The following is a 21155-nucleotide window of genomic DNA, read 5'->3' on the forward strand; positions in this document are numbered from 1 at the left end:
GGACGATGGCCATGAACGCCACCGAATTGCGTGACAAGACGCCGGACCAGCTTCGCGAGGAGCTGTCCAACCTGAAGAAAGAGCAGTTCAACCTGCGCTTTCAGGCAGCGACCGGGTCGCTGGAAAACCCTGCGCGGATCCGTTCGGTCCGTCGCGATGTGGCGCGGATCAAGACCGTGCTGAACGAAAAAGCCGCCTCGGCTGCTGAATAAGGAGAGCCTCGAATGCCCAAGCGTATCCTGCAAGGCGTCGTGACCTCCGACGCAAACGCCCAGACCGTCACCGTTTCGGTCGAGCGTCGCTTCAAGCACCCGGTGCTGCAGAAGACCATTCGTAAGTCCAAGAAATACCGGGCTCACGATGAGAAGAACGCTTTCAAGGTCGGCGACCAAGTTCGCATCATCGAATGCGCGCCGAAATCGAAAACGAAACGCTGGGAGGTTTTGGAGGCGTAAGCCACAGAACCTTTCGGTTTGATCGAAACCATGGGGCCAACACGCCGGACAGGCTGACCCCTTAGGTCGGGAGAAACCTAATGATCCAGATGCAGACCAATCTGGATGTTGCTGACAACTCCGGCGCACGCCGGGTGCAGTGCATCAAGGTCCTGGGTGGTTCCAAGCGCAAATATGCGTCCGTGGGCGACATCATCGTCGTCTCGGTGAAGGAAGCCATCCCGCGCGGCCGCGTGAAGAAAGGTGACGTCCGCAAGGCCGTCGTCGTGCGCACCGCCAAAGAGATCCGCCGTGAAGACGGCACCGCCATCCGCTTTGACCGCAACGCCGCCGTGATCCTGAACAACGCAGGTGAGCCGGTGGGCACGCGTATCTTCGGGCCGGTGGTTCGTGAACTTCGCGCGAAGAACTTCATGAAGATCATCTCGCTCGCCCCGGAGGTGCTGTGACATGGCTGCCAAACTGAAAAAAGGCGACAAGGTCGTCGTCCTGTCCGGCAAGGACAAGGGCAAGGAAGGCACGATCACGTCGGTCGATCCCAAGGCCGGCAAGGCCGTGGTCGACGGTGTGAACATGGCCATCCGCCACACCCGCCAGAGCCAGCAAAGCCAGGGCGGACGCCTGCCCAAGGCGCTGCCGATCGACATCAGCAACCTGGCCTTTGTCGACGCCAACGGCAAACCCACCCGCGTCGGCTTCAAGATGGAAGGCGACAAGAAGGTGCGTTACGCCAAGACCACGGGGGACGTGATCGATGCTTGATACTGAAAATTACACCCCGCGTCTGCGCCAGCAGTTCCGCGACACGATCAAGGCGGCGCTGAAGGAAGAGTTCGGCTATACCAACGACATGCAGATCCCGCGCCTGGACAAGATCGTCCTGAACATCGGCTGCGGTGCCGAGGCGGTGAAGGATTCCAAGAAGGCCAAGTCGGCCCAGGAAGACCTCAGCACCATCGCCGGCCAGCATGCCGTGATTACGTCGGCCAAGAACTCGATCGCCGGCTTCCGTGTTCGTGAAGGCATGCCGCTGGGCGCCAAGGTGACCCTGCGCGGCAACCGCATGTACGAATTCCTCGACCGTCTGATCACCGTGGCCATGCCGCGGATCCGCGACTTCCGCGGTGTGTCGGGCAAGTCGTTCGATGGCCGCGGCAACTATGCCATGGGCATCAAGGAGCACATCGTTTTCCCCGAAATCAACTTCGACAAGGTCGACGAAGTCTGGGGGATCGACGTCATCATCGCAACCACGGCGCCGACCGACGCTGAAGCCAAGGCGCTGTTGAAGCATTTCAACATGCCTTTCACCAGCTAATCGCGAGGAATTTGAAACATGGCTAAGAAAGCAATGATCGAACGCGAGAAGAAGCGTCAGCGCCTGGTGAAGCAATACGCTGCCAAGCGGGCGTCTTTGAAAGCGATCATCAACGACCAGGAAAAGCCGATGGAAGAACGCTTCCGGGCCTCCCTGAAACTGGCGCAACTGCCGCGCAACAGCTCGGCCACCCGCCTTCATAACCGCTGCCAGCTGACCGGCCGGCCGCATGCCTATTACCGCAAGCTGAAGATCAGCCGGATCGCCCTGCGCGACCTTGGTTCGTCGGGTCAGCTGCCCGGTATGGTCAAGTCGAGCTGGTAAGGAGGGATATGAGATGAACGATCCTATCGGCGATATGCTCACCCGCCTGCGCAACGCGGGTATGCGTGGCAAATCCACCGTCATGGTCCCCGCCTCCAAGATGCGCGTGCGCGTTCTGGAAGTGCTGGCCGACGAAGGCTACATCCGCGGGTTCGAGGACACGACGGACGAGCGTGGCCACCCGGCCATCGAAGTGAGCCTGAAGTATTTCGAAGGCGCCCCCGTGATCCGCGAGATGAAGCGGGTCTCCAAGCCCGGCCGCCGGGTTTACATGGGCGTCGATGACATCCCCAGCGTCCGTCAGGGCCTGGGCGTGTCGATTGTCTCCACCTCCAAGGGTGTGATGTCGGACGCGAACGCGCGCAGCCAGAACGTTGGCGGCGAAGTGCTTTGCACGGTATTCTAAGGAGGCCCCTGTAATGTCTCGTATCGGTAAACAACCCGTGGCCCTGCCCGATGGCGTCACCGCCAGCGTGTCGGGTCAGACCATCGAGGTCAAAGGCCCCAAGGCGACCAAGAGCTTCACCGCGACCGACGACGTGTCGATCGAAGTGGGCGACGGCGCCATCACCGTGACGCCGCGCGGCAAGTCCAAGCGCGCGCGTCAGCAGTGGGGCATGACCCGCACCATCGTCGCGAACCTCGTGCACGGCTCGCGCGAGCCCTTCAAGCAAGAGCTCGAGATCCGCGGCGTGGGCTATCGTGCCCAGGTGCAGGGCAACATCCTGAAGCTGAACCTCGGCCTGAGCCACGACGTGGATTTCCAGGTTCCGGAAGGTGTGACTGTCACGGCGCCCAAGCCCACGGAATTGATCGTGGAAGGCCATGACAAGCAGCTCGTCGGACAGGTCGCGGCCAATATCCGCGACTGGCGGCGCCCCGAGCCCTACAAGGGCAAGGGCATCCGCTACAAGGACGAGTACATCTTCCAGAAGGAAGGCAAGAAGAAGTAAGGACGCGAGAAAATGGCAAACAGCAAGAGACAACTGTTCCAGAAACGCCGCATGCGCGTCCGGAGCAAACTTCGCAAGGTCAATGCGGGCCGTCCCCGTCTTTCGGTGCACCGTTCGTCCAAGAACATGAGCGTGCAGCTGATCGACGACGTGAACGGCACGACCCTGGCCTCGGCCTCGACCCTGGAAAAGGATCTGGGCTTTGTCGGCAAGAACACGTTGGAAGCCGCCGCCAAGATCGGCGCGACCATCGCGGAACGCGCCAAGAAGGCAGGCGTGACCGAAGCGCAGTTCGATCGTGGTGGATTCCTCTACCACGGCCGGATCAAGGCGCTGGCCGATGCCGCCCGCGAGGGTGGCCTGAAGATCTAGGTGGGATGAAATCCCACCCTGCGCGGCCTGCGCGGGGTGGGGCTTCGACCCACCCTTACGTTGCAGGCGGGTGATCCGCCTCGATGATCCGGACGCCCGTTGGGCGGACTTGGATTGAGACATCAACGGGCAGATGCCCGCCATGAAAGGACGCCGAGTATGGCAAGAGATGACAACCGCCGTGGGGGTCGCGATCGCGACGAAACCCCGGAATTCGCCGATCGCCTTGTCGCGATCAACCGTGTTTCGAAAACCGTCAAGGGTGGTAAGCGCTTCGGCTTTGCCGCGCTCGTCGTCGTGGGCGACCAGAAGGGCCGTGTCGGGTTCGGCAAGGGCAAGGCCAAGGAGGTCCCCGAGGCCATCCGCAAGGCCACCGAGCAGGCCAAGCGCCAGATGATCCGCGTGCCGCTTCGCGAAGGCCGCACGCTGCACCACGACATGGAAGGCCGCTGGGGTGCCGGCAAGGTCGTCATGCGCACCGCGCCCACGGGTACCGGCATCATCGCCGGTGGTCCGATGCGTGCCGTGTTCGAGATGCTGGGCGTGCAGGACGTCGTTGCGAAGTCCACGGGCTCGCAGAACCCCTACAACATGATCCGCGCCACCCTGAACGGCCTGCAGAAGGAAAGCAGCCCGCGCATGGTCGCGCAGCGTCGCGGCAAGAAGGTCGCCGACATCCTGCCCAAGCGTGACGAGGCTCCGGCCGAGTCGTCCCACGTCGCAGAGGAGGCGTAAACCATGGCAAAGACCATCGTCGTCAAGCAGGTGGGAAGCCCCATCCGCCGCCCCGAGATCCAGCGCAAGACGCTGATCGGCCTGGGCCTGAACAAGATGCACAAGACCCGCGAGCTGGAAGACACGCCGTCGGTCCGTGGCATGATCAACAAGATCCCGCACCTCGTGGAGATCGTTGAAGAAAAGGGTTGAGGCCACGGTGGGTTTTCACCCACTCTACGAGCCCGGTGGGGTGTAACCCCACCCTACGAGATTGACGCCCCGGTCAGAGATGGCCGGGGTGTTTTCGTTTCGGCACTGTTAATCTTTGTTGAGCAAAGGTTAACGGGTGTCGTTATTTTGCGCCTTGGTGCGCGGAACCGTTTTCTTGAAAAGAAAACGGAGCGGAAACTTTTGAAGTTTCCGAAAGCGCGGTCAGGGGGGCGTTCGGACCCGATTACGCTTTTCCGGGAGATTGAAACACCAGCGGGCTTGCGGAACTGTTAACGCTGCGGTCCCGGCTAGCCGATCAGCGCGCATCCCAGGGTCTGGCGCAGTGCCTCGGTCAACTCGTCCACCGTGTCGGTCGCCACGTACATGCCGCCGGTCTGGTCGGAGATGCAGCGGGCGATGGAGGAGCCATCGGTATAGATCCCGGCCTCGGGGCTGTCCCAGGCGAAAGGGTCGGCCACGACGCGGAAGCCGATCACATGGACCGTGAGATTGGCGGAGGTGGTGGCGAGCTCGGCCCCCAAAGCACAGGGACGGCCGCCGCAGGTTTCGTTGCCGTCTGTCACCAGCACGATGATGCCCGGCGTGGTGCGATGGTTCAGCACGCGGGCGGCCTCGGCCACGGCCTCGGTCAGGGGGGTGAGGCCGATCGGGTCCATCAGGTCGATGGCGTCGATGATGGGTTGGGCGGCGTCCGCGACGGGCGGAAATTTTAGGTTGATGCCGTCGCAAGAGCCTTCGGGGCCGGGGCCGTAGGTCAAGAGGCCCACGCGGCGCACCGGCGCGATATCCGGCAGGGCGCGGCGCAGGGCGGTGCGGGCGTCCTCGATCCGGGTGGGGGCGGTCTGGTCGAACCCGAGCTCGGCCATGGAGGCCGAGCCGTCGAAAACCAACATCGCGTCGCGGCTGCACTCCTGCGCCACGGCACGCGGCGCCACCGGCAGCGCAGAGGCCAGTACGGTTAACGTTGTCAGCAGGGCGCGTTTCATATTCAGATGAGATATCGAGGCGGGTTCGAAATCAAGCCTGACCCTTTTGAGGAGACAAAGGATGTTCGTTAAAACGTTGGAAGACGTGATTGGTACAGAGGACCACGCCAAGGGCGAGACCTTTGAAAGCAGGCGGCTTTTGCTGGCCCGCGACGACCTGGGGTACTCGTTTCACGACACGATCGTGAAGGCCGGGACGGTGCAGCTGCTGGAATACAAGGAGCACATCGAGGTCAATTACTGCATCGAGGGCAAGGGCGAGGTGGAGAACGAGACCACCGGCGAGATCTGGCCGCTGGAGCCGGGCGTGATGTACGTGCTGGACCAGAACGATCCGCATATCGTGCGGGCGGAGACGAACCTGCGGTTCATCTGCATCTTCACGCCTGCGCTGACGGGGCGCGAGGATCAGAACAAGGCCGAGACGGCGCCCGAGCCGGAATGACCGATGACGTCAGTCGCAAAGGCGCGTATAGCTTTCGCGGGCGTAGTCGTAGCGCGGGGCGATGTCGTAGGGCGAGGTGTAACCGTCTGATTTTTCACGCCGTTCGCAGGTGTCGTCGCCCAGGGGGCAATTCGGCGTGATCTCGGTGCGGGACACCTGGCAGTAGACCTGTTCGCGCACCTGCGGCGCAAGGGCGGTGTCCTGGCCCAGGTCCATGTCCGTGAGATCCACGAGGTGCCCTGCCTTGCGCCCGATGCCGCGGGTCTCGAAGGTGAGCGGCTCTTTCAGGCGAAAGCTCCGCTGGTCGGCGAACCGCTCTTCTTCGCTGTCCCAGCCGGTGCCGTAATCGAAGCGGAGCCGGAAGGTGCCGGGGGGTACGAGCACGCGAAAGAACGTGCCGCCACGGATATAGGCGGCAAGGGCCGGCTCATCTGTGTCGGTGTTTGTGAGGGTGACCAAATAATCCGCGCCGGACGCGGTTTTCACTTGCAGGGGAAAGACCAGGGGCAGGCCCGTGCGGTTCCACATCAGGCCCGGGTCAGGACGGTCGGAGGCCAGTGCGGCCAGGGGCATCAGGGCCAGAAGGGCGAGAACGAGACGCATGGGGGTAATGTAGCCTCGGCCGGCGCGCAGGGCAAAGGCAAGCCGCGCGCCAAAGGTTAAGGAGGCCGCGACTCGCCAAAACGGCACGTCGGTCTTGCGTCGGTATCCGGGCGGTATCGCGACGGTGCGATTCTCGCGGATCGCGGGCGTTAAGGCATCGCGCGCTGGCCCGCCGGAGGGGTGACCGCGGCGTTAGGGCATCGTGCGCCGGCCCGCCGGAGGGGTGAACGCGGCGTTAGGGCATCGTGCGCCGGCCCGCCGGAGGGGTGACCGCGCCGTTAAGGCAACGCGCGCGCAACACCCGTCCGCGCTTGGGTCAGCGGCCCGGTGTCTGCTTTTCGCCGATGTCCCAGAACACGCCCGCCATCACCCGCAGCGCATCCTGGCAGACGGATTTCAGGACGTGTTCGTTGGGCGCGTGTTGCGAGCAGCCGCGATAGGAGTGCGGCACCCAGATCGTGGGCACCTCGAGGATATCGGTGAAGCTGTCGTTGGGCAGCGAGCCGGCGAGGTTGGGCAGGACGTGCAGCTTGCCCGAGGTCTCGCGGATCGACTGGCCGACGAACTGCGCCCAGGGGTGGGTGGGGTCGAGCCGGGTGGCGGCGAAGAAGCCACGGTCGTGGGGGCGGATCTGGACCCGGTCGAAGCCGTGCCCGTCGAGGTGGCGGCGCAGGGCGGGGACCACATCCTGAGGATCGGTGCCGACGACGAAGCGCAGCTGGCAGGTGGCCCGCGCCCAACCGGAAATCGCGTTGACCGGCGCGTCGGGCACGCCGGAGACCATGGCGAGCACGGCAAAGCTGTTCCAGCCGAAGACGCGCTCGGCGGGGGTGAGGCTTTCCTCGCCCCAGTCGGGATCGACATCGGGGCCTTCGCCGCCCTGAACGGGCAGGTCGCGCAGGGCCTCGCGGACGGTGTCGGTCAGGCTGTCGGGGCGCCATTCGGGCACCTTGATCTGGCCGCGCGCATCGGTAATGCAGGCCAGCGCGTGGGCGAGGATCATCGCCGGATCCGCCAGCAGGCCGCCCCAGTTGCCGGAATGGTGCGCGCCTTCGTGGGTTTCGACCACGAGGTCGAAGGTGGCGCCGCCGCGCGAACCCATGAACATGGTGGGCACCTCGGGTTGCAGGCGCGGGCCGTCGGAGGCGATCAGCACATCCGCCGTCAGCCGGTCCTTGTAGGTGCGGAAGATCTCGGGCAGGCCGACCGAGCCGACCTCTTCGCTCATCTCGATGACGATGCGGGTGTTGAAGCCGAGGCTGCCGCGCGCGGCGAGAACGGATTCGAGCGCGGCGATGTTGATCAGGTGCTGGCTCTTGTTGTCGGCGGTGCCGCGCCCGTAAAGGCGGTCGCCTTCTTCGGTGATCTGCCAGGGCTGCAGCCCGTCGCGCCACATGTCGTCCTGCCCCAGCACGGTGTCGCCGTGGCCATAGGTCAGGACCGTGGGCAGGTCGTCGCCCTCGACCCGTTCGCCCAGCAGGAGAGGCCCGCCCTTGGGGTTGGGGTTGTCGACGATCTCGCAGTCAAAGCCCAACGCCTGAAGCCGGGGCTGCATCGCCTCGACCAGGTAGCGCTGCGCCTCGGCGCGGGCCTCGGGGGCGGGGTTCTGGCTTTCGCTGCGGAAGGACACCAGGGTCGCAAGGTCGGACTGGAACGTGCCGGCGTCGAAATACTGGGTGGCGTTGGAGATGGCGGTGTCGCGGGTCATTCAGGGTCTTCTTCCAGGACTGCGTCACCCCAGGGTGACATGATTTCGGTACATCCCGTGTTCACGGCGTCATGGCGCATGACGCCGGCGGGACAGGCAAAGGCATAGGGCAGGACGGTGCGCCGGGTGGTCTGCACCGGCATCACCTGTTCGATGGCCGACAGCACCGAGGCGGGCAGGGTATCGTCGGCGATGGCGGTGCCCCCGCCCGAGACGTCGATGCGGGGGGCGTGAAATGCGCCCTCGATATCCGCGCCGCGGTCGGTGATGAACGAGGCCATCTGAGAAACCGCCGAGACGATCTTGCGCCCGCCCGAGGCGCCGAGCGCGAAGTGGCGCGGGCCGTGGTGGCCGAGGATGGGACAGACATTCATCAGGCAGGCCTTGTCCGGGGCCAGCGAGTTGGGTTTGCCCTGTTCTGGGTCAAACCACATGATGCCGTTGTTCATCAGAAGGCCGGTCGAGGGCGAGACCACGCGGCTGCCGAAGATCGACAGCAGGGTCTGGGTGTTGGCGACCATGTTGCCGGCGCGGTCGACGACCGAGAAATGCGTGGTGCAGCCGGGAGCCTCGGGCACTTCGCCGGTATCGCCCATCTTGCCCAGCCGCTCGGCATAGGCGCGGTCGAGGGCGCCCGCATAGGCCGCGAAGGCGCGTTCGGGGGTGGAGAGGTCCTGATCGCCAAGCTGTTCCATCACGCGGGCGAAGGTGGGACCGGCGGTGAGGCCGGGCATGACGTGAAAGAGCGCGTCGCGGTAGGGCACGCGTTGCGCGTCCCCCATCCAGGCGCGGTAGCCCGCGAGGTCGCCCGTGGCGAGGCTGCCGCCCTTGGCCTGAACGTCGCCCGCAAGGGTGTGGGCGATATCGCCATCGTAGAAGCTGCGGGGGCCGCCGTGGGCCAGCGCCTCCAGCATGCCGGCCATGGATGTCTGGTCGAGCCGGTTGTCGGGGATCGCGGTCCAGCCCGAGCCCTTGGGCCAGGTGCCGTCGTCGAGAAAGAGCGCGGCGGCGTCGGGGTCGGCGGCGAGGTTGCGCGCGACCGAGGCGATCAGGAGCGCGGCGTACCAGTCGACCAGCATCCCCTCGCGGGCGTGGGCGATGGCCGGCGCCAGAAGGTCGGCCCAGGGCAGGCGGCCCCATCGCCCGTGGGCCTGGCCCATCCCGTCCACGACGCCGGGCACGGCGATGGCTTTGGCGCCTTCGACATTGCGGTCCTCGACGACCCGTTCCCACGGGAAAAGGTCGTCGGATTTGCCTTCGCCGGACAGGGGATAGTCGGCCACGTCGAGCCCGCGGGGCGAGCGCATGCCGAAGTTGATCGCCACCGCCTCGCCGGTGTCGGCGCGCCAGTGGAGCGCCGCGCCGCCGCCGGCGGGGCCGCTCATCCACGGTTCCAGCACGCCGATGGCAAAGGAGGTCGCGACGGCGGCATCGACCGCGTCGCCGCCCGCGCGCAGGGCTTCGGCGCCCGCCTCGGCCGCCAGGCGGTGCTGGGCGGCGACGACGCCGCCGGGGGTTTCGATGACGTGCTTGGCGACCCTCTGGGTTCGGGACAATGCGCTCATGCCGCGCCTTTCTGGTAGATCGGGCTTTCCGGGTCGTGCAGGTGGCATTCGACCAGCCCGGTTTCGGTTTGCAGGGGCCGGGGCGCCTGGGCCGCGCAATGCGCGGTGGCGTGCGGGCAGCGCGGGTGGAAGGCGCAGCCCGAGGGCGGGTCGATCGGGTTGGGATAGGCGGTGCCGAGTGAGGTTTCGGGCACGCCCTGCGTCGGGTCGGGCGTCAGGACCGAGCTGAGCAGCGCCTGGGTGTAGGGGTGGCGGGGGCGCTCGAAGAGGTCGGCCACGGGGGCCTCCTCGACGATGCGTCCGAGATACATCACCGCGACGCGGGTGGCGAGGTGTTCGACCACCGCGAGGTCGTGCGAGATGAAGAGGTAGGTCAGCCCGAGGTCGCGGCGCAGATCGGCCAGCAGGTTGAGGATCTGGCTTTGGACCGACACGTCGAGCGCCGAGGTGGGTTCGTCGCAGATGACCATCTCGGGCTTCATCACCAGGGCGCGGGCGATGGCCACGCGCTGACGCTGGCCGCCGGACATCTGGCTGGGATAGGTGTTGATGACGCGGGCGGGCAGGCCGACCGTGTCGAGGATGTCCTCGACCGCCTTGCGCTGGCTGGCGGCGTCGCCGATGCGGTGCACGCGCAGGGGCAGAGATATCAGGTCGTAGATCGACTTGCGCGGGTTGAGAGAGGAATAGGGATCCTGGAAGATCGGCTGAAGCCGTCCGGCGAGGGCGCGGCGGTCGAGATCCTGCATGTTCTCGCCTTCGACGAGGACATTGCCCTCGGTCGGTTTTTCGAGGCCGAGCAGCAGCTTGGCGAGGGTGGACTTGCCGCAGCCGGATTCGCCGACGAGGCCCAGCACCTCGCCCTTGCGGATCGAAAGCGTGACCTCGTTGACCGCCGAGAGCGGCTTGCGCTTGCCGAAGAGGCCCTGCTTGACGCTGTAGGTCTTCTTGACGCGGTCGAGGGTGAGGATGTCGCTCATGCGGCGTCTCCTTCCTTGGAGAGGGCGCCATCGGCGTGGACGCAGCGGAAGTCGTGATTGTCGGTGCCGCGCAGGGGAATGGCCTCGCGGCAGGCGGGCACGGCATGGGGACAGCGGGTGCGGAAGGCGCAGCCGGTGACGTCGCCCACCAGCGAGGGCACGATGCCGGCGATGGTGCCGAGCGCCGCGCCGCGTTCGGTCTTGCCCGGTTGCGGGATACAGCGCAGCAGGCCGCGGGTATAGGGATGGCTGGGCGTGGCGAAGACGGCCTCGGCCGGGCCGGTCTCGACCAGTTCGCCGGCATACATCACCGCCACCTTGTCGGCCACGCGGGCCACGACGCCGAGGTCGTGGGTGATCAGGATCATCGCCATGTTCATCTCGCGCGTGAGGTCGACCAGGAGGCGCAGGATCTGGGCCTGGATGGTCACGTCGAGCGCGGTGGTGGGCTCGTCCGCAATCAGAAGGTCGGGTTCGCACATCAGGGCCATCGCGATCATCACGCGTTGCCGCAAGCCGCCCGACAGCTGGTGCGGATATTGCGACAGGCGGCTTTCGGCGGCGGTGATGCCGACCTTTTCCAGGAGTTCCACGGCGCGGGCGCGGGCCTTGGACTTGCTGACCTTGCGGTGCAGCAGCAGGGTTTCCATCAGCTGGTCGCCGATGGTGTAGGCCGGGTTGAGCGAGGTCATCGGCTCCTGGAAGATCATGGCGATGCGGTTGCCGCGCAGGTCGCGCATGACGCGGTTATTCGCTTTCAGAAGGTCGATGTCGTCATAGCGGATCTCGTCCGCCGAGCGCTTGATCGACTTGCCCAGAAGGCCCATCACCGCCAGCGAGGTCAGCGACTTGCCCGAGCCGCTTTCGCCGACGATGGAGAGGGTTTCGCCGCGCTTCATCTCGAAGTCGATGCCGCGCACCGCGTGCAGCGTGCCGCTGCCGGTGGGGATGTCGAGCGTGAGGTTCTTCACGGAAAGGAGTGTGTCGGACATGTCGTCAGCTCCGTCCTTCGGGGGCGGTGACGTCGCGCAGGCCGTCGCCCATGAGGTTGATCGCCAGCACGAGCGCGAAGAGCACGGCGCCGGGGATCAGCACCAGCCACGGCTCGAACAGCATCATGTTCTTGCCCTCGGACACCATCAGGCCCCAGGAGGGGATCGGCGGCTGGACGCCCAGGCCGAGGAAGCTGAGCGCGGCTTCCAGCAGGATGGCGTGGGCCATTTCCAGCGTCACGATCACGATGAGGTTGTTGAAGACGTTGGGCATGATCTCGGTCAGGACGATGCGCGGGGTTGAGGCACCGATGACCTGCGCGGCGGCCACGTAATCGCGCCGGCTGATCTGAAGCGTGGAGGCGCGCATGACGACCGCGAAACGGTCCCACAGCAAAAGGCCCAGCACGCAGATCACCACGGTGAGCGAGCCGCCCAGGATGGCCACCACCGCCAGCGCCACCAGCACGACCGGCATGGCGAGGCGCACGTTGATCAGGAAGGTCACGACGGTGTCGACCTTGCCGCCGAAATAGCCGGCGGCGACGCCCATCGCGGTGCCGATGAAGCCCGAGATCAGCGCCGCGACCGCGCCGATCAGCAGCGACACGCGCGCGCCGTAGATCAGCCGCGACAGGTAGTCCCGGCCCAGGTGGTCGGTGCCCAGGGGATGTTCCCACGTGCCGCCCATGAAGACCGGGGGAACCATCCGCTTCATAAGGCTTTGGGCGTAGGGATCGTGCGGGGCCAGCAGCGGTGCGAAGATCGCCACCAGCACCAGCAGGCCCACCACGACCATGCCGAAGATCAGCCCCCGGTGCGACAGGGCGCGGGCCTTGAGCATCTGCCGGGGCGACGGCCCCTGGATTTCGCGCGAGAGTGGATCGGTCGTATCGGTCACGTCAGGCACTCCGCATTCTGGGGTCCAGCCAGGCGTTCAGGACGTCGGCGAGGAACGTGAAGACGATGTAGAACATCGAGAAGACGAGGATCAGCGCCTGCACGGTGGGCAGGTCGTTGCGGGCGATGCTTTCCCACGCGAGATAGCCCGCGCCATGCAAGGCGAAGACGCTTTCGACCACGATCGAGCCGCCCAGCATGAAGCCCATCTGCACGGCGGCGAGGCTGACCACGGGGATGATGGCGTTGCGCAGCGCGTGCTTGAAGAGCACGCGGGATTCGCCCGCCCCCTTGGCCCGAGCGGTGCGGATATAGTCGGAGTTCAGCACGTCCAGCATGCCCGCGCGCGTCAGGCGCATGATGGCGGGCATGGCGTAATAGCCCAGCACGATGGTGGGCATGATGAAGTGCCGCCAGCTGTCGGCGCCGGAGGGCGGCAGCATGCCAAGCTGGATGGCGAAGATCACGATCAGGATCAGGCCGAACCAGAAGGACGGCATCGCCTGGCCTGCGACCGACAGGAACAGCGCCAAGCGGTCGATGATCGAGTTGGGCCGGATCGCCGCGACCACGCCCAGCGGCACGGCGGTGATCAGCGCGAAGAGGATGCCGCAGACGCCCAGGGTCATGGTGACCTGGAGGCGCTCGGCAATCAGGCTGGCGACGGGCAGCTTGAAATAGTAGCTTTCGCCGAAATCCCCCTGGAGCGCCGAGAACAGCCAGTCGCCGTATTGCACCAGCATCGGGCGGTCGAAGCCGTAGAGGCGGCGCAGCGCCTCGACATCCTCGCCGCTGGCGGTTTCCCCGGCCAGCGCCGCGGCGGGATCTCCGGACAGAAACAGCAGCGAGAAGCTGATGAAGCTGACCGTGAAGGCGACCAGCACCGCCAGTCCGAGACGTTTCAGTATGAATGTGAGCATGGCGGACCTTTTGCGTGACGCGCCGGATGCGCGTTGCGGGGAAAGGGAAAGCTTGGCTTGAAGGTCGGGCGGGCGAGGGGCCGGGGCCGGCCCCTCACCTTGGGCTGTATCAGTTCCAGCTCATGTCGACGAAGCGCAGCACCTCGTCGGGCGTGGGCGTGTAGCTGACTTCATCCTTGAACACGTAGTTGGTGTTGTAGGTGAACATCGGCGCCCAGTAGGCCTCTTCGGTGATGCGCTGCAGGGCCTTGGTGTAGTATTCCACCCGCTCGTCCGGGTCGGTCGAGCTGTCGGCGGTGTTCAGCCATTCGAGCACCTGGTCGTCGCGCGTGCTGTCGAGCGAGCCGTGCTTGAAGAACTGGCTGACCATCGCGGAGGCGTCGTTGATCGAGTAGCTGCCCCAGGTCTGGAACGAGATCGGCACCTCGCCCTTCATGTTGAGTTCGCGCAGGGCCGAGTATTGCAGCATGTTGAAGTTTGTCTGGATGCCCACGGCGTTCAGGTACGAGGTGATCGCCTCGGCGTACTGACGATCGCGGTAGGCGTAGAAATCGACGGTGAAGCCATCGGGGTATCCGGCCTCGGCTAGCAGTTCCTCGGCCTTTTCGGGGTCGTACTCGTACTCGGTCACATCCTGGTTGCAGCCGAACTGGCTGGGGAAGCAGGGCGTGTAGACCACCTTGGACGCGCCTTGCAGCAGGGCATCGACCAGTTCCTGGCGGTTGATGGCGTAGTTGACCGCCTCGCGCACCAGCTTGTTGGTGAACGGGTTCTCGCCCGAGCGGCCGGCGGCATCCATCTGCAGGTAGCCCACGCGCATGGTCGATTCATTGGCGACGGTGAACTGGTCCATCGTGGCCAGCTTGTTGGCCTGGTCGGCGGGCACCTGCCAGATCAGGTCGAGCGAACCGGAGAAAAGCTCGGCCATCTGGGTGTTCACGTCCGGAATGGTGCGGATGTCGATCTTTTCGATCTCGGGCTGGCCCTTGGGGCTGTCGTGGTAGTTCTCGTTGGCCTCGAGCACGAAATGCTGGCCCGGCGTGACCTCGACCGCCTTGTAGGGGCCGGTGCCGACGGGCTTGAGCCCCATGCCGGAGGGGCCGGCCTCGGCGTAATATTCATCGGGGTACATCGAGACCGGGCCGGACAGGAACTCGATCGCCGCCGGGAACTTGTCCTTGAGGTTGATGCGGACGGTGTACTCGTCGATCTTCTCGGCCGATTCCATCCAGTTGACGTTACGCTGGGTCTTCACGCCGCTTTCTTCCTTGGCGACGAAGTTGACCGTGTAGACCACGTCATCGGCGTTGAACGCCTCGCCGTTGTGGAAGGTGACGCCCTCGCGCAGCTTGAATTCCAGCGTGGTGTCGTCGATCCACTCCCAGTCGGTGGCGAGGTTGCCGACATATTCGTTGGTTTCGGGGTCGCGGTAGATCAGCCCGTCCCAGATGGCGCGTTGCAGCACGACGCCCTCGCGCGACGAGTTGAAGTAGCTGTCGACATTCTCCAGCTCCTTGGTGAAGGCGACGTTGAGCGTGCCCGAGGCCTTGTCGGCGAGGGCAGGCATGGCCACGCCGGCCGCCAGGACCGAGGCGAGGAGGGGTGCGGTGGTTGTGGTCTTTCCGAGCATGGGGACTCCCTGTTGCGTTATGGCAGTTATCATTATTTGATATTGCCGATTGTTATTTGATCAGTATAGCAATGGGGAGCGGGTTGACGTCAAGAGCCGGGTGTATCCGGCCGGGCCGGTACAGCCGCAGCGGGAGGAAAAGCATGGAAAAGAAGCGGGATAGCCTTTACGCCAGCACGCTGGCACGGGGGCTGCAGATCCTGCGGGCGTTCGACGAATCACACGTCGCGCTGTCGCTCACGGACCTGGTGGCGCGCACCGGGCTGGAGAAGAGCGCGGTGCAGCGGATGGCGCACACGCTGCACGTGGAGGGGATGCTGGAGCGCGACCCGAAATCGCGCCTCTACCGCCCGAGCCACGCGTGGCTGGAACTGGCCTATGCCTATTACTGGTCCGACCCGGTGATCGCCCGTGCCCTGCCCAAGCTGATCGAGTTCAGCCGGGCGAGGGGCGAGACGGTGAACCTGGCGCAGATGTCGGGGGATCACATCATCTATTCGCTGCGGCTGCCCAACCAGCGGACGCATTTCGCCGCCAGTATCGTGGGGCGGCGGCTGCCGGCGCTGAACACCGCCTCGGGGCGGGTGATGCTGGCCACCAGGAGCGACGCGGAGATCGAGGCGGCCTGTGCCACCTGGCCGCTGGTGCAGGGCACGGAAAAGACCGTGATGGACCGTGCCGAGATCGCCCGCAGCATCAAGGCGGCGCGGACGGACGGGTACTGCATCACGCGCGACCAGATGCTGTTGAACGAAATCAGCCTGGCCGCCCCGGTGCGGGGCAACGAGGGCCATGCCCATGGGGCGGTGCAGGTGTCGATCTCCGGCATCACGTTCGACGAAAGGCAGGTGCTGGAGCAGTTCCTGCCGCATGTCCTGGACACGGCGGCGGGCATACTGGGCTGAGCCTGGCGCGGACCCGCCCGGCGCCCTGCGCGGCCGGGCCGGATTAAGCCTTCCTTCATCACAGCACGTTAAGACGTGGACGCTGCAGCACCGGGCCGGCCAGCGATGCGCCGCTTGCCCGCGCGCGGTGCGAACGCGGAGGCATTCGGGCGATGGCGACGATCCATGACCTGATCGAGGTCACCAGTATCAGTGCGAACACGACCTATTCGACCGCGGATGGGACCATACTTGGCGTGGTGGACGGCGCCAGCGGGACGGATCTGGACGACGGGGAGTTCGACACGGGCGACCTGATCACCATCGGCGGGACGACCTATACCATCGACTTGATCCAGGAGCCGTCGACCTCGGGCAGTTTCCTGCGCGGCGACGGCAGCACGAGCACCTTCGGCCCGCAGCATGAAAGCAACCTCGACGTGGTGTTCCTGACCGTGTCGAGCGGGGGCACGACGCGGTATTTCATCCTGCCCAACGACAGTTATGGCGCCCTCAATGTCCAGTCGGTGACGACCGGCGGGATCACCGATGTGCACGCCAACGACGCGGCTGTGATCGGCACCGCCGACGACGCCGTGAACGTGGTCTGCTTTGCCGCGGGCACGCGGATCGCGGCGGTGTCGCCGGGGGCGGAGGTTGCCGTGGAGGCGCTGGCAGCGGGAGACCTGGTGCTGACCGCCGACCACGGACCGCAGCCGGTGCGGGCCATCGAGCGTCACGCGCTGAGCGCCGCGACGCTGGCGCGCAACCCGCATGTGCGCCCGATCCGCATCGCGACAGGGGCGCTGGGGCCGGGGCTGCCGGTGGAGGACCTGGTGGTGTCGCCGCAGCATCGCATCCTCGTCCGCTCGAAAATCGCGCACCGCATGTTCGGCCAGACCGAGGTGCTGTTGCCGGCCAAGCTCCTGCTGGGTGTGGCGGGCGTCGCGGTGGACATGCGCGAGGGAGGGGTCGAGTATTACCATGTGGTGATGGACCGGCACGAGGTGCTTCGGGCCAACGGGATCGGCGCCGAGAGCCTCTATCGCGGGCAGGAGGCGATGAAGGCGCTGAATACTGCGCATAGCGCCGGTCTGGCCATGCCCGGTGCCGGCCCGATCGCCGGGCAGGACGTTCCGGCGCGGCTGTTCGTGACGGGAGGGCGCGGGCGGCGGCTGGTGGATCGGCATGTGAAGAACCACCGCGCCTTCGGCTGAAGGTGGCGGTGGCGTGCTTGTCTCCCGGCGCGGTGGGGTTTCACCCGACGGGCGGAGGGTTTTCACCCGACGGGCGGTGGGTTGTCACCCACCCTACGGGGACTTGTCCGGTTTCGAGGAAATCACGCCGAAATCGCGCGACGAAAAGCCGTCGCCGGCGATGGAAAAGTAGCCTTCGGCCGCAAGTCCGCGCTTCAGCAGTTCGCGCACGGCGGCGGCGCGGCTGGGCATGTGGGACTTGAAACGCCAGTCGTCCAGCGCCTTGAGCTCCTCTTCGGAGATCATGACTTGCAGTCTTTCCAGTCGTTTAGAGCCGGAATCGGGCATGAGGTGCTCCACCACGGGATGTCAGGCCGAAGACCATTCGCAAGATGCAGTGATACCAGATGGCGCGCCCTGGATTCAACAACTTACTCATAATGAGTGTGTTGAGTGGTGTGAGCATTATAGGGCAGTGAAATCATTATGATATATTGAGCTGGTCCTTATATGATGACGTATGACAACGCGATCCTACACACAGACCTTTCGACCTGATCCCGACCATTCGAACGCGGCCGGCGAGTTGGGGGGTATGACTGACCCCGCACCGGCCAGCGCGCGCGACCTTGCGAAAGCGCCCGGATCGGAGTGGCGCGTCCTGGTGGTCGAGGACGACGTTCTGATCCGCACCGATATCGAGGGGACGCTCGATGACGGCGGCTTTGCCGTGGTGGGCGCGCCCACCGATCTGAAATCGGCCATGACCTTTGTCGAGACGCGGTCGCGGCAGATCGACTGCGCGTTGATCGACGTCGATCTGGGCGGGCACAGCTGTCGCCCGCTGGTGGCGGCGATGGAGAAGCTGCGCATTCCCTATCTGCTGGTGACCGCGCATAGCGAGGATACGGTGCGCGACATGGGCTATACCGGGCCGGTCGTGGAAAAACCGTTTACCGCGCGCGAGCTTTCGGCCTGCCTGTCGAACCTCGTGTCGCGCAAGCCGCAAGAGGCCTGACGGGCGCGGGGCGGGCAGGACGACCGAGCCCCCTTGATCGACCGGCGCAACGGGTCTATACGCCCCCGGTGGTCAGACATGACCCGATTCACATGAACCAAGACATGCCGTGGTTGGCCCCATCGCTTCGGGGGTCACATCCGGCTTAGGAGAAGCGATATGAAACTGCATGAACTGCGCGACAACGAAGGCGCGACGAAACGCAAGAAACGCGTGGGCCGTGGCCCCGGTTCCGGCATGGGCAAGACCGCCGGCCGTGGTATCAAGGGTCAGAAATCCCGTTCGGGCGTGGCGATCAACGGCTATGAAGGCGGCCAGATGCCGCTGTATCAGCGGCTGCCCAAGCGCGGCTTCAACAAGCCCAACCGCAAGAAATTCGCCGTCGTGAACCTGGGCATGATCCAGAAGTTCATCGACGCCAAGAAGATCGACGCCGGCCAGGCCATCACCGAGGACACGCTGGTGGAAAGCGGCCTGGTGCGCCGCAAGCTGGACGGCGTGCGCGTCCTGGCCAAGGGCGAGGTGTCGTCCAAGCTGACGCTGACCGTGACCGGCGCGTCGAAATCGGCCGTCGAAGCGGTTGAAAAAGCGGGCGGGTCGCTGAACGTGGCCAGCGCACAGGCGGCTGAATAAGAGGTTGTGAGCGGGCGTCCCGCCCCTTACATACACCCCTAGTTTTCCTTATAAACGCCGCCTGGCCGGAAAACGGCCTGGGCGGCGTTTGCATAAAAAAGAGATCCGCATGGTATCTGCAGCAGAACAAATGGCGGCGAACACGAGCTGGTCCGCCCTGGGCAAGGCCACCGAGCTTCGCAAGCGCATCTTCTTCACCATCGGCCTGCTTATCGTCTACCGGATCGGGACGTATATCCCGGTGCCGGGCATCGACGGGGCAGAGCTGCGCAACTTCATGGAAGGCGCGGCATCGTCGATCGGCGGGATGCTGTCGATGTTCACCGGCGGCGCATTGGGACGGATGGGCGTCTTTGCGCTGGGGATCATGCCCTATATCTCGGCCTCGATCATCGTGCAGCTGATGACGGCGATGGTGCCGTCGCTGGAGCAGTTGAAGAAAGAGGGCGAGCAGGGGCGCAAGAAGATCAACCAGTACACCCGCTATGGCACGGTGTTCCTGGCGACGCTGCAATCCTATGGCCTGGCCGCGTCGTTGCAGGCGGGCGACCTGGCGTCGAACCCCGGGTTCTTCTTCATCGCGAGCTGCATGATCACGCTGGTGGGCGGCACGATGTTCCTGATGTGGCTGGGCGAGCAGATCACCGCGCGGGGCGTGGGCAACGGTATTTCGCTGATCATCTTCGTGGGCATCATCGCCGAGGTTCCCGCCGCGCTGGCGCAGTTCTTTGCCAGCGGCCGGTCGGGCGCGATCAGCCCGGCGGTGATCATCGGGGTGATCGTGATGGTCGTGGCGACCATCGCCTTCGTGGTGTTCATGGAGCGCAGCCTGCGGAAGATCCACATCCAGTATCCGCGCCGCCAGGTGGGGATGAAGGTCTATGACGGCGGGTCGAGCCACCTGCCCGTGAAGGTGAACCCGGCGGGCGTGATCCCGGCGATCTTCGCCTCGTCGCTGCTGCTGTTGCCGGCCACGGTCAGCACCTTCTCAGGCAGCGACACCGGGCCGTTCATGTCGACCCTGCTGGCCTATTTCGGACCCGGGCAGCCGCTCTACCTGGTGTTCTTCACCGGGATGATCGTGTTCTTCGCCTATTTCTACACCTACAACGTGGCGTTCAAGCCCGATGACGTGGCCGACAACCTGAAGAACCAGAACGGGTTCGTGCCCGGCATCCGGCCCGGCAAGAAGACGGCGGAATACCTGGAATACGTGGTGACGCGGATCCTGGTGCTGGGTTCGGCTTACCTTGCGGCAGTTTGTCTCCTTCCGGAGATCCTGCGTGGACAGTTTTCCATTCCTTTCTATTTTGGCGGCACTTCGGTCCTGATCGTGGTATCGGTGACCATGGACACGATCCAGCAGGTCCAGTCGCATCTTCTGGCGCACCAGTACGAGGGCCTGATCGAAAAGTCGCAGTTGAGCGGCAAGGGCCGTAAACGGTCGCGCAGAAAAGGGACAGGACGTCGATGAATATCATACTTCTCGGACCGCCGGGGGCCGGTAAAGGCACGCAAGCACATATCCTGGTCGAGGAGCGGGGCATGACCCAGCTATCGACCGGCGACATGCTGCGCGAGGCCAAGGACAGCGGCACCGAGATGGGCAAGGTCGTGGCCGACGTGATGGCCCGTGGCGACCTTGTGACGGACGATATCGTGATCGGCCTGATCCGCGAGAAGATCAACGGCGAGAATGGCGGCGGCTTCATCTTCGACGGGTTTCCGCGGACGCTGGCCCAGGCCGATGCGCTGGCCGAACTGCTGGCCGAGACCGGGCAGACGCTGGATGCGGTGGTGGAAATGCGGGTGGATGACGAGGCGCTGGTACAGCGCATCACCGCGCGCTCGACCTGCGGCAATTGCGGCGCGGTCTACAACGACATCACCAAGCCCTGGCCCGAGGATGGCAAATGCGCCAATTGCGGCTCGACCGAGGTCAAGCGGCGGTCGGACGACAACGAAGACAGCCTCAAGCAGCGGCTGATGGAATACTACAAGAAGACCTCGCCGCTGATCGGGTATTACTACGCCAAGGGCGACCTGGAGACGATCGACGGGCTGGGCGAGATCGACGAGGTCAAGGCCCGCATCGCGGGGGCGCTCAAGGGCTGAGCGCCATCTGCGCGGCCCTGCTGAAGAGCCTTTATTCCTTGGGATTTCGCCGACAGGCACAATTCTCTTGACAGAGGGTTGACGCCTCGGGCGTTTGCTTCTAGACGACACCATCTCTGACGAGAACATGATTCCCGCGCGGGTCGCGCCCGCCCGAGAATCGATCACCTGAATTCAGCTGCGGCCCGGAGCAATCGCCTCGGGCCTACG

Annotated in this window: 28 protein-coding genes; 18 read left to right on the top strand and 10 right to left on the bottom strand. The window is 65.0% G+C overall.

The features are described 5' to 3' along the window. The first annotated feature begins 11 nt into the window (after positions 1–11). The 11 genes from rpmC to rpmD all read left to right on the top strand — a co-directional run bounded on the left by rpmC (position 12) and on the right by rpmD (position 4349). On the top strand, positions 12–212 hold the full coding sequence (gene rpmC, locus KUV49_RS19545) for a 50S ribosomal protein L29 (RefSeq protein WP_152493550.1): 201 nt from the start codon (positions 12–14) through the stop codon (positions 210–212). Between the two features lie 12 nt (positions 213–224). Continuing rightward, positions 225–455 (top strand): 30S ribosomal protein S17, encoded by a 231-nt coding sequence (gene rpsQ / locus KUV49_RS19550; RefSeq protein ID WP_152493549.1) that lies wholly within the window; start codon positions 225–227, stop codon positions 453–455. A gap of 80 nt (positions 456–535) precedes the next feature. Further along, positions 536–904: a 50S ribosomal protein L14 gene (gene rplN / locus KUV49_RS19555; RefSeq protein ID WP_103762146.1), complete on the top strand. Its 369-nt coding sequence runs from the start codon at positions 536–538 to the stop codon at positions 902–904. 1 nt (position 905) lies between these two features. After that, the gene (rplX, locus tag KUV49_RS19560; protein ID WP_057794992.1) at positions 906–1217 is read left to right on the top strand and encodes a 50S ribosomal protein L24; all 312 of its coding nucleotides are present in this window, start codon (positions 906–908) and stop codon (positions 1215–1217) included. Further along, entirely contained in the window at positions 1210–1773 is a 564-nt protein-coding gene (rplE, locus tag KUV49_RS19565) for a 50S ribosomal protein L5 (RefSeq protein WP_152493548.1), read from the top strand. The genes rplX and rplE overlap by 8 nt, the downstream gene beginning before the upstream one ends. Positions 1774–1791: 18 nt before the next feature. Beyond that, positions 1792–2097 (top strand): 30S ribosomal protein S14, encoded by a 306-nt coding sequence (gene rpsN, locus KUV49_RS19570; RefSeq protein WP_152493547.1) that lies wholly within the window; start codon positions 1792–1794, stop codon positions 2095–2097. A gap of 13 nt (positions 2098–2110) precedes the next feature. Continuing rightward, the gene (rpsH, locus tag KUV49_RS19575) at positions 2111–2503 is read left to right on the top strand and encodes a 30S ribosomal protein S8 (protein ID WP_222452595.1); all 393 of its coding nucleotides are present in this window, start codon (positions 2111–2113) and stop codon (positions 2501–2503) included. A gap of 13 nt (positions 2504–2516) precedes the next feature. After that, positions 2517–3050: a 50S ribosomal protein L6 gene (gene rplF, locus KUV49_RS19580; RefSeq protein ID WP_152493545.1), complete on the top strand. Its 534-nt coding sequence runs from the start codon at positions 2517–2519 to the stop codon at positions 3048–3050. Positions 3051–3062: 12 nt separating this feature from the next. Beyond that, positions 3063–3422 carry a 50S ribosomal protein L18 gene (gene rplR, locus KUV49_RS19585; protein ID WP_057795005.1) on the top strand — a complete coding sequence of 120 codons (360 nt, stop codon included), beginning with the start codon at positions 3063–3065 and terminating at the stop codon, positions 3420–3422. 159 nt (positions 3423–3581) lie between these two features. Then, on the top strand, positions 3582–4157 hold the full coding sequence (rpsE, locus tag KUV49_RS19590) for a 30S ribosomal protein S5 (protein WP_057795007.1): 576 nt from the start codon (positions 3582–3584) through the stop codon (positions 4155–4157). Between the two features lie 3 nt (positions 4158–4160). Continuing rightward, positions 4161–4349, top strand: a complete 189-nt coding sequence (gene rpmD, locus KUV49_RS19595) for a 50S ribosomal protein L30 (protein WP_152493544.1) — start codon at positions 4161–4163, stop codon at positions 4347–4349. A gap of 308 nt (positions 4350–4657) precedes the next feature. On the opposite strand, the gene KUV49_RS19600 is transcribed toward rpmD, so the two are convergent. After that, a complete protein-coding gene (locus KUV49_RS19600) occupies positions 4658–5356 on the bottom strand; it encodes a vWA domain-containing protein (RefSeq protein ID WP_261391609.1) in 699 nt (232 codons plus the stop codon). Between the two features lie 61 nt (positions 5357–5417). On the opposite strand from KUV49_RS19600, the gene KUV49_RS19605 reads away from it, so the two are divergent. Next, the gene (locus KUV49_RS19605) at positions 5418–5801 is read left to right on the top strand and encodes an ectoine synthase (RefSeq protein WP_222452596.1); all 384 of its coding nucleotides are present in this window, start codon (positions 5418–5420) and stop codon (positions 5799–5801) included. A 9-nt stretch (positions 5802–5810) separates the two neighbouring features. Here the strand turns inward: KUV49_RS19605 and KUV49_RS19610 are convergent, their stop codons facing one another. The 8 genes from KUV49_RS19610 to KUV49_RS19645 form a co-directional block, all read right to left on the bottom strand. Then, complete coding sequence (locus tag KUV49_RS19610; protein ID WP_222452597.1) at positions 5811–6404, bottom strand: hypothetical protein; 594 nt, start codon at positions 6402–6404, stop codon at positions 5811–5813. A gap of 316 nt (positions 6405–6720) precedes the next feature. Beyond that, on the bottom strand, positions 6721–8112 hold the full coding sequence (locus tag KUV49_RS19615) for a M20 family metallopeptidase (RefSeq protein ID WP_222452598.1): 1392 nt from the start codon (positions 8110–8112) through the stop codon (positions 6721–6723). Then, positions 8109–9677: a gamma-glutamyltransferase gene (locus tag KUV49_RS19620; RefSeq protein ID WP_222452599.1), complete on the bottom strand. Its 1569-nt coding sequence runs from the start codon at positions 9675–9677 to the stop codon at positions 8109–8111. The genes KUV49_RS19615 and KUV49_RS19620 overlap by 4 nt, the downstream gene beginning before the upstream one ends. Then, positions 9674–10657, bottom strand: coding sequence for an ABC transporter ATP-binding protein (locus KUV49_RS19625; protein ID WP_222452600.1), 984 nt, complete (start codon positions 10655–10657; stop codon positions 9674–9676). The genes KUV49_RS19620 and KUV49_RS19625 overlap by 4 nt, the downstream gene beginning before the upstream one ends. Next, entirely contained in the window at positions 10654–11649 is a 996-nt protein-coding gene (locus tag KUV49_RS19630) for an ABC transporter ATP-binding protein (RefSeq protein WP_222452601.1), read from the bottom strand. The genes KUV49_RS19625 and KUV49_RS19630 overlap by 4 nt, the downstream gene beginning before the upstream one ends. A 4-nt stretch (positions 11650–11653) precedes the next feature. Continuing rightward, a complete protein-coding gene (locus KUV49_RS19635) occupies positions 11654–12550 on the bottom strand; it encodes an ABC transporter permease (RefSeq protein WP_152493537.1) in 897 nt (298 codons plus the stop codon). 1 nt (position 12551) lies between these two features. After that, positions 12552–13469 (bottom strand): ABC transporter permease, encoded by a 918-nt coding sequence (locus KUV49_RS19640; RefSeq protein ID WP_222452602.1) that lies wholly within the window; start codon positions 13467–13469, stop codon positions 12552–12554. 109 nt (positions 13470–13578) lie between these two features. Then, the gene (locus KUV49_RS19645; protein ID WP_222452603.1) at positions 13579–15099 is read right to left on the bottom strand and encodes an ABC transporter substrate-binding protein; all 1521 of its coding nucleotides are present in this window, start codon (positions 15097–15099) and stop codon (positions 13579–13581) included. A gap of 143 nt (positions 15100–15242) precedes the next feature. Here KUV49_RS19645 and KUV49_RS19650 point away from each other — a divergent pair, with 143 nt between their 5' ends. Both KUV49_RS19650 and KUV49_RS19655 read left to right on the top strand, forming a co-directional pair. Continuing rightward, positions 15243–16004 carry an IclR family transcriptional regulator gene (locus tag KUV49_RS19650; protein ID WP_222452604.1) on the top strand — a complete coding sequence of 254 codons (762 nt, stop codon included), beginning with the start codon at positions 15243–15245 and terminating at the stop codon, positions 16002–16004. 152 nt (positions 16005–16156) lie between these two features. Continuing rightward, positions 16157–17200 (top strand): Hint domain-containing protein, encoded by a 1044-nt coding sequence (locus KUV49_RS19655; RefSeq protein WP_222452605.1) that lies wholly within the window; start codon positions 16157–16159, stop codon positions 17198–17200. A 93-nt stretch (positions 17201–17293) separates the two neighbouring features. Here the strand turns inward: KUV49_RS19655 and KUV49_RS19660 are convergent, their stop codons facing one another. Beyond that, positions 17294–17527 (bottom strand): hypothetical protein, encoded by a 234-nt coding sequence (locus KUV49_RS19660; protein WP_222452606.1) that lies wholly within the window; start codon positions 17525–17527, stop codon positions 17294–17296. A gap of 247 nt (positions 17528–17774) precedes the next feature. Between KUV49_RS19660 and KUV49_RS19665 the strand changes: the two genes are divergently transcribed. From KUV49_RS19665 to KUV49_RS19680, 4 genes are all read left to right on the top strand, one after another. Then, positions 17775–18197, top strand: coding sequence for a response regulator (locus tag KUV49_RS19665; protein ID WP_222452607.1), 423 nt, complete (start codon positions 17775–17777; stop codon positions 18195–18197). Positions 18198–18356: 159 nt separating this feature from the next. After that, positions 18357–18830, top strand: coding sequence for a 50S ribosomal protein L15 (rplO, locus tag KUV49_RS19670; protein WP_222452608.1), 474 nt, complete (start codon positions 18357–18359; stop codon positions 18828–18830). Between the two features lie 109 nt (positions 18831–18939). Then, positions 18940–20304: a preprotein translocase subunit SecY gene (secY, locus tag KUV49_RS19675; protein WP_222452609.1), complete on the top strand. Its 1365-nt coding sequence runs from the start codon at positions 18940–18942 to the stop codon at positions 20302–20304. Next, positions 20301–20945, top strand: a complete 645-nt coding sequence (locus KUV49_RS19680) for an adenylate kinase (RefSeq protein ID WP_222452610.1) — start codon at positions 20301–20303, stop codon at positions 20943–20945. The genes secY and KUV49_RS19680 overlap by 4 nt, the downstream gene beginning before the upstream one ends. The last annotated feature ends 210 nt before the right edge of the window (positions 20946–21155 follow it).

It is taken from the genome of Roseovarius atlanticus (assembly GCF_019802205.1).
In the GTDB taxonomy this organism is placed as follows: domain Bacteria; phylum Pseudomonadota; class Alphaproteobacteria; order Rhodobacterales; family Rhodobacteraceae; genus Roseovarius; species Roseovarius atlanticus_A.

Bases quoted from the DNA above. Each gene is read 5' to 3' on its own strand.
- rpmC (WP_152493550.1), top strand. From the start codon at position 12: ATGAACGCCACCGAATTGCGTGACAAGACGCCGGACCAGCTTCGCGAG.
- rpsQ (WP_152493549.1), top strand. From the start codon at position 225: ATGCCCAAGCGTATCCTGCAAGGCGTCGTGACCTCCGACGCAAACGCC.
- rplN (WP_103762146.1), top strand. From the start codon at position 536: ATGATCCAGATGCAGACCAATCTGGATGTTGCTGACAACTCCGGCGCA.
- rplX (WP_057794992.1), top strand. From the start codon at position 906: ATGGCTGCCAAACTGAAAAAAGGCGACAAGGTCGTCGTCCTGTCCGGC.
- rplE (WP_152493548.1), top strand. From the start codon at position 1,210: ATGCTTGATACTGAAAATTACACCCCGCGTCTGCGCCAGCAGTTCCGC.
- rpsN (WP_152493547.1), top strand. From the start codon at position 1,792: ATGGCTAAGAAAGCAATGATCGAACGCGAGAAGAAGCGTCAGCGCCTG.
- rpsH (WP_222452595.1), top strand. From the start codon at position 2,111: ATGAACGATCCTATCGGCGATATGCTCACCCGCCTGCGCAACGCGGGT.
- rplF (WP_152493545.1), top strand. From the start codon at position 2,517: ATGTCTCGTATCGGTAAACAACCCGTGGCCCTGCCCGATGGCGTCACC.
- rplR (WP_057795005.1), top strand. From the start codon at position 3,063: ATGGCAAACAGCAAGAGACAACTGTTCCAGAAACGCCGCATGCGCGTC.
- rpsE (WP_057795007.1), top strand. From the start codon at position 3,582: ATGGCAAGAGATGACAACCGCCGTGGGGGTCGCGATCGCGACGAAACC.
- rpmD (WP_152493544.1), top strand. From the start codon at position 4,161: ATGGCAAAGACCATCGTCGTCAAGCAGGTGGGAAGCCCCATCCGCCGC.
- KUV49_RS19600 (WP_261391609.1), bottom strand. From the start codon at position 5,356: ATGAAACGCGCCCTGCTGACAACGTTAACCGTACTGGCCTCTGCGCTG.
- KUV49_RS19605 (WP_222452596.1), top strand. From the start codon at position 5,418: ATGTTCGTTAAAACGTTGGAAGACGTGATTGGTACAGAGGACCACGCC.
- KUV49_RS19610 (WP_222452597.1), bottom strand. From the start codon at position 6,404: ATGCGTCTCGTTCTCGCCCTTCTGGCCCTGATGCCCCTGGCCGCACTG.
- KUV49_RS19615 (WP_222452598.1), bottom strand. From the start codon at position 8,112: ATGACCCGCGACACCGCCATCTCCAACGCCACCCAGTATTTCGACGCC.
- KUV49_RS19620 (WP_222452599.1), bottom strand. From the start codon at position 9,677: ATGAGCGCATTGTCCCGAACCCAGAGGGTCGCCAAGCACGTCATCGAA.
- KUV49_RS19625 (WP_222452600.1), bottom strand. From the start codon at position 10,657: ATGAGCGACATCCTCACCCTCGACCGCGTCAAGAAGACCTACAGCGTC.
- KUV49_RS19630 (WP_222452601.1), bottom strand. From the start codon at position 11,649: ATGTCCGACACACTCCTTTCCGTGAAGAACCTCACGCTCGACATCCCC.
- KUV49_RS19640 (WP_222452602.1), bottom strand. From the start codon at position 13,469: ATGCTCACATTCATACTGAAACGTCTCGGACTGGCGGTGCTGGTCGCC.
- KUV49_RS19645 (WP_222452603.1), bottom strand. From the start codon at position 15,099: ATGCTCGGAAAGACCACAACCACCGCACCCCTCCTCGCCTCGGTCCTG.
- KUV49_RS19650 (WP_222452604.1), top strand. From the start codon at position 15,243: ATGGAAAAGAAGCGGGATAGCCTTTACGCCAGCACGCTGGCACGGGGG.
- KUV49_RS19655 (WP_222452605.1), top strand. From the start codon at position 16,157: ATGGCGACGATCCATGACCTGATCGAGGTCACCAGTATCAGTGCGAAC.
- KUV49_RS19660 (WP_222452606.1), bottom strand. From the start codon at position 17,527: ATGCCCGATTCCGGCTCTAAACGACTGGAAAGACTGCAAGTCATGATC.
- KUV49_RS19665 (WP_222452607.1), top strand. From the start codon at position 17,775: ATGACTGACCCCGCACCGGCCAGCGCGCGCGACCTTGCGAAAGCGCCC.
- rplO (WP_222452608.1), top strand. From the start codon at position 18,357: ATGAAACTGCATGAACTGCGCGACAACGAAGGCGCGACGAAACGCAAG.
- secY (WP_222452609.1), top strand. From the start codon at position 18,940: ATGGTATCTGCAGCAGAACAAATGGCGGCGAACACGAGCTGGTCCGCC.
- KUV49_RS19680 (WP_222452610.1), top strand. From the start codon at position 20,301: ATGAATATCATACTTCTCGGACCGCCGGGGGCCGGTAAAGGCACGCAA.